Consider the following 11,825-nt stretch of genomic DNA (forward strand, 5'->3'; position numbering starts at 1 on the left):
GACCCATGCTGAAATTGATTTAATATAAAAAGGAACAGCTAAAGAAAAAGGAGCTAGAACAATGGAAATTACACAATTCACAATGGAAGAAATTTTAGACCCTACAAATATTATTGAGGGTAAGCGCTATGAATTTATTTTGGATGTAGAAATTGATGAAGAGGACGAATTATATCACGAAGCTGGCATTGAAATTCGTGTCCTCATCGGTGAAAAGGGCGAATCGCCATTTATTTTAAATTACTTCATTCTAGAAAAGGCTGAAGGTGAATACTTAGATTTTGCTTTAGAGGATGATGAACTAGAGGAAATTCTGACATTCTGTAAAGAAGAAATTGCTAAATTATAATAAATGGGAGCAGGTAGAGCGTATATTCTTTACCTGTTTTTTATTTTGTTGTAGTAGCTGCCACAGGACATGATATCTTTAGATTAACTACTCCTCGTACGTATCAGCCATATTTGATTGAATTAAGGATTATGTAAGCTTACTGAAATAAATATGTTGTATTGGAGAACTAAACTTAGTTTTAGTGTTCATAAAAACGGGCATTTTAAAGAGAGAGGTGCTTATATGTCAACTTACACAGATTCCATTTTAATAGCGTTTTTTATAACGATTATTTTATCATTTGTACTTTTTATTCCATGGCTTATTTATACGTATCGTAAATATGGATATTTATCTATGTCCAAAACCATTATTATGTTCTCATTTATTTTTTATTTTTTATCCGCACTATGTTTAGTATTACTGCCATTTCCATCTACAAGAGATACATGCTCACTCCAATCCGCAGACACTGTTCATACTAATTTGCGACTTTTTCAATTTGTTGAGGATATTTTAAAGGACAGCGGGGTTGTAGTAACAAATCCCTCTACATGGCTTGCTATAACGAAACAGCAGGCATTTTTCCAAGCATTCTTTAATTTCTTGCTACTGATGCCGTTTGGCGTTTACTTGCGATATTTTCTTAAAGAAAGAAGGTACTGGAAACGTGCATTTTTAATTAGCTTTTTGCTAACATTGTTTTATGAGGTCACACAAAGAACAGGTATTTACGGCATCTTTAATTGTGCCTACCGCATCTTTGATGTGGATGATTTATTACTGAACAGTGTAGGCGCGTTACTAGGATTCTTTTTAGCACCAATCATATGGGCACTATTTCCTTCGCATGAAGAGGTTGAGGCAAAAGCTGCTGAAATGGAAAAAATGGATATTGTTAAGCCCATCTCTATTTTGCTGGCACTCGTCATTGATTTATGTATCGCACAAATGATATGGATTATGGTTGGCGGTCTGACAGGGTATAGTGGTACATTCGAGTTCTTGGTGAACATGGTCTTGTACATGATCCTCTTTGGCGTGATCCCAAGTATGATGAATGGCGCAACGCTAGGTATGAAGATTATGCGTTTTACAATGGTCAACAAGAATGGCAAAAGTATTGTAAAGCAATCGTGGCGTCGCTGTATTGCTATTGTCGCTACGGCTAGTCTATTCGAAGCCATTTCAACGTTTGGTAGTATTCAATTAAATATGGATTCATCATTTTATGTTCTGCAAATTGTCATTTCTCTACTAGCCACAACAGCAGGTTTTGCACTTACAATGATTATAGCCATCCATATAATACGTGTCATCGTAAGTGGAGGAAAAAGACGTTTGTATATCGATCAATATGCAGATTTAATGGCAACAAGGAAAAAATAAGGGGGCTTGTAGAATGAAATACGTCATCATTGGGGGAGATGCTGCAGGTATGTCTGCAGCAATGGAAATCTATCGTAATGTGCCAGGGGCAGAAATAACTACTTTAGAACGTGGTTTTATTTATTCATATGGGCAATGTGGATTGCCTTATGTTGTAGATGGACGTATTTCATCAACCAAACGTTTAATTGCACGAGATGTCGAGACTTTTAGAGATAAGTATGGCATTGATGCAAGAGTTGGCTATGAGGTAGAAAATGTAGATATAGAGAAGAAATTTATTACGGGGACACAGGCGAGTGGTGAAGCATTTGAGATTCCCTATGATAAGCTTCTTATTGCTACGGGAGCTAGTCCAGTAGTACCTGTGCAAGAGGGGATTGAATTAGAAGGTATCCACACGGTAAAAACGATTCCTCAGTTGGAGGATTTACTGGCTGATTTAACGCCAGATATTGAACAGGTAACCATCATAGGTGGTGGCTATATTGGATTAGAAATGGCTGAAACGCTACACGCCTGCGGGAAAAAAGTAAGGCTAGTTCAACGAGGAAGCCATGTAGCACGAATTTTAGATGAAGAGCTTGCCCAACATGTTCATGAGGAAGCAAAAAAGAACGATGTGGAACTCTTATTAAATACAAGTGTGGAAGCATTTGAAGGGAGTAAACGGGTCGAGCGTGTCGTCACAGATAACAGTATTTTAGAAACAGATTTAGTGATTGTCGCTTCAGGCATTCAACCAAATACGCAGTTTTTAAAGAATACTGGAATAGCACTTGCGAAAAATGGAGCAATTATTGTGAATCGCCATTTAGAGACTTCTATTGAAAATATTTATGCAGCAGGAGATTGTGCAACCCATTTTAATATTGTGAAGGAGCGTTTAGATTACGTACCTTTAGGAACGACTGCTAATAAGCAAGGTCGTTTAGCAGGCCTTAATATGTCAGGCAAGTTTGCACCGTTTAGAGGAATCGTGGGAACTTCTATCTTAAAGTTTTTCAATTTAACCATTGCTACGACAGGCATCAATGAGCGTAAGGCGAAAGAGCTTGGCTTTGACTATGAGGCATTTAAACTATCTGCACGTCATATTGCTGGCTATTATCCAGGTGCACAACGTATGTATATTAAGGTGGTTGTTCGCAAGCGGGACCAGCTGCTATTAGGCGCACAAATCGTAGGTCCAGCAGGAGTTGATAAGCGTATCGATGTATTTGCTACGGCATTGTATAGTAAAATGACATTACCTGATTTACTAGATTTAGATTTAGCCTATGCACCACCGTTCAATGGTGTTTGGGACCCATTACAGCAGGTGGCACGAATGAATGGACGTTTATAATAGGAGGTAGAAAGATGAGCATTTATGATATTAACGTAACTTTAGAAGATGGTACTGTCTATAGCCTCGAACGTTATAAGGGAAAGCCTTTGCTAATTGTCAATACAGCCTCCAAATGTGGCTTTACACCGCAATTTGAAGAATTAGAAGGTCTTTATGAAAAATATCAGGAGGAAGGTCTTGTGGTACTTGGTTTCCCTTCAAATCAATTTAAACAAGAGCTAGCGACTGCTGAAGAAGCTGCATCACAGTGTCGTCTGACATATGGAGTGACTTTCCCGATGCATGAGATAGTTAAGGTAAATGGAAAAGAAGCACATCCTATTTTCGATTATCTAACTTCTCACTCCAAAGGATTTTTAGGCAGTAGCGTGAAGTGGAATTTTACAAAATTCCTTGTAAATCGCAATGGTGAGGTTGTAGGGCGCTACGCCTCAGCAGATAAGCCAAGTAGCTTTGAGGACGATATTCAAAAGGTTTTAGAACAATAGATTAAAATGGTTCATGCACAGTTATTTGTGTATGAATCTTTTTTTATGTCAATCAATTTTAAAAGTTGGGGAATACAAAAGGGAATGGCTTCGATAAAACGTATGAATTAATCGAAAACTAGCGATTGATTTAAGGTTGCTGTAAGCTTGCGACAAATTTGTTGTAAGTTTGAGGTCGTATACTAAAGTCAGAAAGAAGAGGTGAGCGTATATGACGCCATTATTAAAGGTACAAAACGTTGGAAAAACTTACGGCAAAGGCGCAAATACTTTTACAGCGCTATCGAATATATCATTTGAAGTAGAAAAAGGAGAGTTTGTTGGTGTAATGGGTCCTTCTGGAGCCGGGAAATCTACCCTTTTAAATGTATTAGCAACGATTGATACGCCAACGACTGGTGAAATAATTATTGGGAATACTAATTTAGCACGTATGAAGGATGCCGAATTAGCGGATTTTCGTCGCGATAATTTAGGATTTATTTTTCAAGATTATAATTTACTCGATTCTTTGACAGTGCGAGAAAATATTGTTTTACCACTAGCTATTGCGAAGATGCCAACAAAGGCTATCAACGCAAGGGTTGAGCGGATTGCTGCATTATTTGGTATAAGTGACTTGCTTGATAAATATCCTTATCAAATTTCAGGAGGACAAAAGCAGCGTACTGCGTCGTCACGAGCATTAGTGACAGAGCCAAAGCTAATCTTTGCGGATGAGCCTACAGGTGCACTTGATTCAAAATCTGCAACAGATTTACTAGAAAGCTTAAGCGATCTAAACCAATCTCAAGCCGCAACGATTATGATGGTTACCCATGATGCTTTTGCAGCTAGCTTCTGCCAGCGGATACTATTTATTCAAGATGGACAGCTTTCTAAGGAAATTCAACGTGGGACTCTAACAAGGAAGCAATTTTTCCAAGAGATCTTGCAGGTGCTGTCTAGCATCGGGGGTGGAGTAAATGACGTTATTTAGTTTAGCGCGCAAAAATATTCAACGCAATTTGTCGAATTACTTTTTATATATTGCCTCGATGGTATTTAGTATCGTTATTTACTTTACATTTGTGACGCTCAAATATAATGATGATCTTTCGGCCTTAAAACAATCATCACAACAAATAAAGGGATTGATGAGTGCATCGTCAGTAGTGCTATTATTCTTTATTGTCATCTTTATGGCCTATTCCAATTCATTTTTTATGAAGAAGCGGAAAAAGGAAGTAGCCCTCTATTCATTGCTAGGTGTGCGTAAGCAAAAAATTGGCTTAATGCTCTTTTTTGAGAATTTAGTTATAGGACTTGTTTCTCTAATACTTGGTATCATTCTAGGGTTCTTTATGTCACAAGGGCTGTTAATGATCTTAGTACGCTTAATGGGCTATGAAGTGGTTGGTAGTCTGACATTTTCGATGGAGGCATTAATTAATACGACTGGCATATTTACACTACTGTTTTTATTCACATCATTGCAAGGCTATCGTGTTATTTATCAATTTAAGCTAATTGATTTATTTCACGCTGACAAACAGGGTGAGCAAATTCCACGTGCCTCTTTAGTAGCTGCTTTACTCGGTACTGTGCTAATTGCATTTGGATATTATACAGCTGCCTCTGATATGTTTACGAGTGAAATATGGAAATTCTTCACTATGTTAGGTACGCCATTAATGGTCATAGGTGTAACGATTGCAGGAACATATCTTTTATTCCATAGTGTGAGTGTTTTTGTGTTAACAGCATTAAAAAAAGCCACATCATGGTCATGGAAAGGCTTAAATTTAATCGGTGTTTCTCAGTTATTATATCGTATTCGAGCTAATGCTAAATCGCTGTCGATCATTGCAATTTTAAGTGCAACAACGATTACAGCAGGTGGCGGTGTCTTCGGCATGTATTACAATGCAGAAGCAAGTGTGCGTCAGATGCTGCCAAATACATTTATGTGGAAAGGCGAGACGGTAGAATTTTCTCAAGAAGATGTCTTATATAATGAAGCAGTGGCTGTGAAAAATTTACGTGTTGATAATGAATTCTCGTTTTTCGAATATACATTATTGAAGGAATCTGATTATAATCGTTTAGCGAAATTACAAGGTAAGGATGAAGAACTGCACATTGCAGATGGCTCTACAGTTTTACTTGATGCAGCCTATGATGAACGATTTTCACATGATTTTACGGGTGAGGACTTTAAGCTACAAAACGGAGATTCCTTCCATGTAGAGAAAATGTACAAGGAAAGCGTGCTAAACTTTATAGCAGCGGGAACAGTACTCGTTGTGAATGATCAGGAATTTGCGACTACAAATGCCGAAGAGCTCATCATGCAGGTTGTTGGATTGGACAATGATTTGAAACAACAGAACGTTTCACAAGATATTTATAAACAATTACCTACTGAACAACAAGAAACTTTCTCTAGTGTTCCACAAAGCTATGAGGATGGTTTAGCAACAGTTGGTGCACTATTGTTTGTGGGAAGCTTCTTAGGTCTCGTTTTCCTAGCGGCAACAGGCAGTATTATCTATTTCAAAATTTTAACGGAAGCTGAGGAAGATCAGGCGAAATACGCTATATTAAATAAAATTGGTGTGAATAGTAAGCAAATTTTAAAGACAGTTGCAGGACAGGTGGCTGTGATCTTTAGTGCTCCACTTATCGTCGGCATTGTGCATAGTGCTTTTGCGTTACTAGCATTTTCACAGCTATTTGGTATGAATATTACAAAGCCAGTTATGTTGTGGATTGTTGCATATTCAGCTATTTACTTTATTTATTATATCTTTACCGTGCGTTCGTTCTATAAAATAGTGAGACAGGGGAATTAAATATGAAAAAAGTATTTTTCGGAATAGGTGCATTGTTCATCTTATTCGTGGCAGGATTGGTTGTATTGATGACTGTAGACTTTAATCGGTTAAATAAAGACACATACTATGTCCATATTACAGCTGAGGGAGAAGTAGAGGAGTATAAGGTTGATAGCGGTGAAATCTTTAAAATGTACTGGTACGAGCTACCTGCTTACAATAAAAATGGCGAAGAAAAAACATTAAAGTTTTCAGCACACAAAAATTTACGCCAGGATGCTTATTTAAAGCTTTACGTGAAAAAGGAAACGGAAGTCTCTTCATTTGATGAAGTAAAATTCCACGAGTTACCTGCAAAAGTGCAAGATCAAGTGAAATAGCAAAAAGGTGATGTCAATAGCAGAAAAAGAACCTTTAGCAAGGTGAGAGGTTGATTTCCGTTCCGCCAGCGCCCTTTCTAGGGGGCGTCCGATGAGCCGCTCTTCATTCACTTACGCTCGCTCCAGGGTCTCATCTGTGACGCTAAATCCCCTAGGAGTGACGCTGGCTCCACTCCAATCAACCATTCTGCAAAGTGTCTTTACTTTTTTCATAGTAGTATAGCGATCAAATAGCCCATTATCTGTATTCTTAGAGGGGATAAACTCTTATTTTCAATATGGAGAAGTGATGCGTGACAACACCTCTTCATAAAAAGTAGTGAGCACCTTCACTTTATTTGAAAACTTTGCTAAAAAGGTAACACTTTTGTGGGTTGGAGTGGAAGGCTACTTGACTCCCGTGGGATAGCGAGACAGGCGAGCCTCTAAACGGAGCGGTAGCGGAGGAAGCGGCTCGGCGCTCGCCCACAGGAAAGCAAGTAGCCTGCAGCGGAAATCCATTTTCACCTTTCACAAAAATGCTATGGATAGTTTTGTTTTTCAACACTCTGAGGGGTGTCTCAAAAGTTATTTGAGACACCCCTTTTCTGCACGAAAGCGAAGTGCCAGTGCCAAAAGTATGTTTGAAATTTATCGTTTTTCAAAGAATGCTGCTAGTTAAATTTTGGGTTTTCGTTTATTAGGTATTCCTTTTTAAATAAATGTTAACGCTTGTACCTTTCCCTTCTTCAGAGCTGATACTTACGGTTCCTCCATGGGCCTCGATAATATCTCTAGCAATAGCTGTACCTAAACCAGTGCCAGTTGTTTTTTCCGTATTTGTACCTCGGTAATAGCGTTCAAAAATATGTTCCAGATCCTCTGCTGCGATCCCTCTACCATTATCGGAAATCGTAATAGAATCTTCATCAACTGACACAAGTACGGAAACATCAGGAGCATTATGAAGGATGGCATTGTGTAAAAAGTTCATAATAGCTCTGCGCATAAAGTGCTCGTCAATTTGATGCAGACTGTCCTCGGTGGCTGTCTCAAACTCAAGATTAGCAAGCTCATATTGTGGTGTATTCAATGTATCGATTACAATTTCACGAATAAATGGCACCATATTCATTTTTTTTAATGTGAGAGGAAGCCGTTGATGTCTTAAACGCATTGTTAAATTTAAATCATCTAATAGATCTTGCATATGCAATGATTGTTTTTCTATAATTTTTGCGTACTCTGTTTGCTCACTAGGTGGCAATTTTTCATCATTCAATAGCTCTGCGTAGCCACGAATAGAGGCAAGTGGTGTTTTCATATCGTGTGAAACATTACTAATCCATTCCTCACGCATAACTTCTAGTCTCTTTCTCTCTTGTTCATGGGCAGCTAGTTCTAGTGATACTTCATTTAGATTTTCAAAAACAGGCTTGTAAACTCCTCCAGGCGCTTTGTCGGACGAATGCTTATGATCTTTTAAATGGTGAATTCGTTCAATCATCGCATAAAGAGGCTTCGTTAATGTGCGCCCAAAAAGCCAGCCTACCAATGTTGCTACTAACAAGTCCGCAATAACGATGAACAAGCCGAATTTCCCGATAAACTGTAAGATTGATGTGCCAGAAAAATGCATAACATATCTTGTAACACCACTACCTTGAATGCCAATTAAATAACTAAAATCATCCTTATTGCCAATATAAACCGTAGTATTAGAATCAAATTCTTTATATTTATATACCTGAATTAAGTCGATGGGTGTATAGTGCGAGAGTGCTTTTTCTGGTACAAAATGGGCGTCAATAACTTGACCATTTACATCAAGTAATTGAATCCAAGCATTTCGCAGATGCAAATGTTCAAGCCCATCTGCACTTATTGAGGGAATCCCATTTTTAATTTCGATATATTTTTGGAATTCGCGTACAAAGTTTTCTTCTTTAGTTGCAGAAGCACCATCAGAATCAGTAGCTAACCGATAAGTGAGCAGACCTACTAGAATGGCAGTATTGACGAAAATAACGATGATGACAATAGAAAGTACAGAAAGGAGGAAGCGCGCTGTTAATTTCCACTTCATCCTTGTGCCTCTTTTGGTACGACGAATTTATAACCAAGCCCTTTAACAGTGGTGATATACAGAGGTTTTGAGGCATCCTGTTCGATTTTTTCACGCAAACGGCGGATATGCACCATGACGGTATTATCTGAACCGAAAAAGTCCTCTCCCCAGACACGTTCGAACAGCGTTTCTTTACTTAAAATTCGATTAGGATTGTGCATAAAGCACGCCATTAAACCAATTTCCTTTGCCGTTAACTCCAATAAAACGCCATCTTTATGAACTTCAGTTTCATCGGTATTCAGCTGGAATGGTCCATGCTGTAGTGCTTTCTTGGTAAGGCTCGGAGCAGTATCTTGAGTTTGGTAGCCAGCTCTTCGTAATTGGGCCTTTACACGATAGGCAACCTCTTTAGGGCTAAAAGGCTTAGTAATGTAATCGTCTCCACCAATGGCTAGCCCTAAAATTTTATCAATTTCCTCGTTTTTAGCAGACATGAAAAGTACAGGCACATGTGAGACTTCACGGATACGTCTACATAAATCGTAGCCCTCACCATCTGGAAGCATGACATCTAGCAGTACAATATCTGGTTTTGTTAGTTGAAAGCTTGTCCAAGCATCATGAATGGAGCCAGCTGTATAAATTTGTTTGTAGCCCTCTTTTTGTAAGCTTACTTTTAACAGATTAGCTAAATCAGCCTCATCATCCACTACTAATATAGTTGGTTCTTGCACTTATTCACACGACCTTTCGATTTGGAAGAATCCTTTTCTGACAATCATTATAAATGAAATATACATGAAAGAGGAAATGAAGTATTGATTATATGAAAATTTGTATATAGTAGGGAAATGTATTATGAAACTTTTACAGTTTCTAAAGCGTAAAAGGAGTATGACGATTTAGGAGGAATGACGGTGTTCAAAAAAATAGCAGCAGATGCACTTGGACTTTCAGATATTGGAGTAGTTGTGCCACAAGTGGATTATGATAAAACAGATGCAGATGATTTTATCCTACATGAAATTGACGAAAAAATATATTTTTTAATTAAAACGAAGGCAGATGAGTACTGCTTTACGAATCGTGCCATTATTCATGTAGATGGCGAGAGTGCTATGAGTAAAAAGAGATTATTGCGACGCTATGACTATTCTATGTATGCCATTACAGATGTTTTTCTAGAAACAGCAGGAACAATTGACCTTGATGTCGAAATTAAGTTTACAATTGGTAATTCTCCACTATCCATCGACATCCATAAACGCTTTATTGATGATATTAAAGACCTCTATAAAGCACTGCATGCTATTAGCTATGAGCAAAAACACAATGCCTATAAGCTAGAGGTAGCAGAAAAAAGCTTAAACATTGCTTCTTCATCACTTGGACGGATGGGCAATGATAACATCTCTCCATCTACGTCATTCGAGGAAATCACACGCTTTGCGAGTACTTGGATGATCGACCATAAAGAAAAGTACAAAAAAGAAGACTTCTCACATATTTTTGATTTATACATGAACAATTGATAAAAATAGCTCTCTGCAAATGTGGAGAGCGTTTTTAACATATAACACTTACATAAAAATCAGAACCAGGAGCGTGACAAAAAATGACAAACGAATTGCATGTGCTTGAAAAGGAAGGCTTAGAAAATGATGACTTTATACAGCAATCGCAAGCCGCTGAGACATTGTTCGTAAATGAGTTCATTGATGGAATTTTAGATCCCTCAAAGAAGATGTTAGGGCCCGTTAAAGACGGTGGAACGATCATTGCCAATACAGCACCTGGATGCTGGGGACCAATGCTTACACCTACTATTCGTGGGGGACACGAAGTAACGAAGCCTGTTTTTGTAGAAGGCGCTGAGGTGGGTGACGCCATCGTCATAAAAATTAAATCTATTCAGGTCACATCTCTGGCAACCTCGTCAGGTTACGATGAGGCGATTATAGATCGATTCATTGGCGACCCGTTCGTTTCTGTCAAATGCCCAGGTTGTGGCAAGTTACATCCAAGCACAATTGTCAAAGGGGTAGGTCCACAAGCGATTCGCTGTTCAACCTGTGATACAGAAACGGCACCATTTAAAATGATAAACGGCTATACAATGGCCCTTGATCAAAAAGGCCAAATAGGTGTCACTGTTGGAAGAGAGGGGGCTCGCCGTATCGCCCTTGATGCTAAAAATTACATGAGAACACCTGAAAATTCTGTACAAAATCCAGTTGTTGCATTAGCACCAAGCGACCTAGTAGGTATAATGGCAAGAATGCGACCTTTTTTAGGACAGCTTGGTACAACCCCTTCAAAAGCAATGCCGGATTCTCATAATGCTGGTGATTTTGGTTCGTTCTTAATTGGAGCACCGCATGAATATGCCTTTACACAAGATGAATTGGATTTACATCGTACCGATGGTCATATGGATATAAGTAGAGTACGCGAAGGGGCAACGATTATTTGTCCTGTAAAGGTTCCAGGTGGCGGTGTCTATATTGGGGATATGCATGCTATGCAGGGAGATGGGGAGGTTGCAGGGCATACAACAGATGTAGCTGGTATTGTACAGCTACAAGTTAGTGTCTTGAAAAAAGTAGCATTGGAAGGCCCAGTGTTATTACCAAACGAAGAAGATTTACCTTATACAGCAAAGCCCTTTACGAAGGAAGAAAAGCGCCGTGCACGAGAGCTAGCAGAGGAGTTCGGTGTGAAACAGGTAGAGGAAGCATTCCCTGTATCTATGATTGGTTCTGGAAAAACGCTAAATGAGGCTACGGATAATGCAGTCCAGAGAGCTGCAAAGTTATTTGAGATGAGTGAGCCAGAAGTATTAAATAGAGCGACGATAACAGGTTCCATTGAAATTGGACGTCATCCAGGAGTTGTCACAGCAACCTTCCAAGTACCTAAAACGATATTGAAAAAGGTACGAATTTATAAGACAGTGAAAAAGCAATATGATTAATAGATGAATTCATTCTAAAGCAAACTGTTAAAGGTTTGCTTTTTTG

General features: G+C 38.6%; 11 protein-coding genes. 9 read left to right on the forward strand and 2 right to left on the reverse strand.

Annotated features, from left to right (window positions below):
- Nucleotides 1–61: 61 nt before the first annotated feature.
- The 7 genes from AC6BKE_RS03320 to AC6BKE_RS03350 all read left to right on the forward strand — a co-directional run bounded on the left by AC6BKE_RS03320 (nt 62) and on the right by AC6BKE_RS03350 (nt 6,755).
- Nucleotides 62–349: a DUF6509 family protein gene (locus tag AC6BKE_RS03320; RefSeq protein ID WP_058843749.1), complete on the forward strand. Its 288-nt coding sequence runs from the start codon at nt 62–64 to the stop codon at nt 347–349.
- Between the two features lie 225 nt (nt 350–574).
- On the forward strand, nt 575–1,720 hold the full coding sequence (locus AC6BKE_RS03325; RefSeq protein WP_058843748.1) for a VanZ family protein: 1,146 nt from the start codon (nt 575–577) through the stop codon (nt 1,718–1,720).
- A 13-nt stretch (nt 1,721–1,733) separates the two neighbouring features.
- On the forward strand, nt 1,734–3,068 hold the full coding sequence (locus AC6BKE_RS03330) for an FAD-dependent oxidoreductase (RefSeq protein WP_058843747.1): 1,335 nt from the start codon (nt 1,734–1,736) through the stop codon (nt 3,066–3,068).
- Nucleotides 3,069–3,082: 14 nt separating this feature from the next.
- On the forward strand, nt 3,083–3,559 hold the full coding sequence (locus AC6BKE_RS03335) for a glutathione peroxidase (protein WP_101966946.1): 477 nt from the start codon (nt 3,083–3,085) through the stop codon (nt 3,557–3,559).
- Nucleotides 3,560–3,770: 211 nt separating this feature from the next.
- Nucleotides 3,771–4,538, forward strand: coding sequence for an ABC transporter ATP-binding protein (locus AC6BKE_RS03340; RefSeq protein WP_036125791.1), 768 nt, complete (start codon nt 3,771–3,773; stop codon nt 4,536–4,538).
- Nucleotides 4,525–6,393 carry an FtsX-like permease family protein gene (locus AC6BKE_RS03345; RefSeq protein ID WP_499855822.1) on the forward strand — a complete coding sequence of 623 codons (1,869 nt, stop codon included), beginning with the start codon at nt 4,525–4,527 and terminating at the stop codon, nt 6,391–6,393. Before AC6BKE_RS03340 ends, AC6BKE_RS03345 begins: the two co-directional genes overlap by 14 nt.
- Before the next feature lie 2 nt (nt 6,394–6,395).
- Nucleotides 6,396–6,755: a YxeA family protein gene (locus tag AC6BKE_RS03350; RefSeq protein WP_271912076.1), complete on the forward strand. Its 360-nt coding sequence runs from the start codon at nt 6,396–6,398 to the stop codon at nt 6,753–6,755.
- A 679-nt stretch (nt 6,756–7,434) separates the two neighbouring features.
- Here AC6BKE_RS03350 and AC6BKE_RS03355 read toward each other — a convergent pair.
- Both AC6BKE_RS03355 and AC6BKE_RS03360 read right to left on the reverse strand, forming a co-directional pair.
- Entirely contained in the window at nt 7,435–8,820 is a 1,386-nt protein-coding gene (locus tag AC6BKE_RS03355) for a sensor histidine kinase (RefSeq protein ID WP_499855823.1), read from the reverse strand.
- Nucleotides 8,817–9,539 (reverse strand): response regulator transcription factor, encoded by a 723-nt coding sequence (locus AC6BKE_RS03360; protein WP_271912079.1) that lies wholly within the window; start codon nt 9,537–9,539, stop codon nt 8,817–8,819. Before AC6BKE_RS03360 ends, AC6BKE_RS03355 begins: the two co-directional genes overlap by 4 nt.
- A 183-nt stretch (nt 9,540–9,722) precedes the next feature.
- On the opposite strand from AC6BKE_RS03360, the gene AC6BKE_RS03365 reads away from it, so the two are divergent.
- Complete coding sequence (locus AC6BKE_RS03365) at nt 9,723–10,337, forward strand: PH domain-containing protein (protein ID WP_271912080.1); 615 nt, start codon at nt 9,723–9,725, stop codon at nt 10,335–10,337.
- An 83-nt stretch (nt 10,338–10,420) separates the two neighbouring features.
- The gene (locus AC6BKE_RS03370) at nt 10,421–11,779 is read left to right on the forward strand and encodes an acetamidase/formamidase family protein (protein WP_499855824.1); all 1,359 of its coding nucleotides are present in this window, start codon (nt 10,421–10,423) and stop codon (nt 11,777–11,779) included.
- The last annotated feature ends 46 nt before the right edge of the window (nt 11,780–11,825 follow it).

The organism is Lysinibacillus sp. COL-1, assembly GCF_059814265.1.

What these genes read in the sequence shown, in the direction of transcription:
- AC6BKE_RS03335 (WP_101966946.1), top strand. Translation starts at nt 3,083, where the DNA reads ATGAGCATTTATGATATTAACGTAACTTTAGAAGATGGTACTGTCTAT.
- AC6BKE_RS03370 (WP_499855824.1), top strand. Translation starts at nt 10,421, where the DNA reads ATGACAAACGAATTGCATGTGCTTGAAAAGGAAGGCTTAGAAAATGAT.
- AC6BKE_RS03345 (WP_499855822.1), top strand. Translation starts at nt 4,525, where the DNA reads ATGACGTTATTTAGTTTAGCGCGCAAAAATATTCAACGCAATTTGTCG.
- AC6BKE_RS03355 (WP_499855823.1), bottom strand. Translation starts at nt 8,820, where the DNA reads ATGAAGTGGAAATTAACAGCGCGCTTCCTCCTTTCTGTACTTTCTATT.
- AC6BKE_RS03325 (WP_058843748.1), top strand. Translation starts at nt 575, where the DNA reads ATGTCAACTTACACAGATTCCATTTTAATAGCGTTTTTTATAACGATT.
- AC6BKE_RS03330 (WP_058843747.1), top strand. Translation starts at nt 1,734, where the DNA reads ATGAAATACGTCATCATTGGGGGAGATGCTGCAGGTATGTCTGCAGCA.
- AC6BKE_RS03320 (WP_058843749.1), top strand. Translation starts at nt 62, where the DNA reads ATGGAAATTACACAATTCACAATGGAAGAAATTTTAGACCCTACAAAT.
- AC6BKE_RS03350 (WP_271912076.1), top strand. Translation starts at nt 6,396, where the DNA reads ATGAAAAAAGTATTTTTCGGAATAGGTGCATTGTTCATCTTATTCGTG.
- AC6BKE_RS03340 (WP_036125791.1), top strand. Translation starts at nt 3,771, where the DNA reads ATGACGCCATTATTAAAGGTACAAAACGTTGGAAAAACTTACGGCAAA.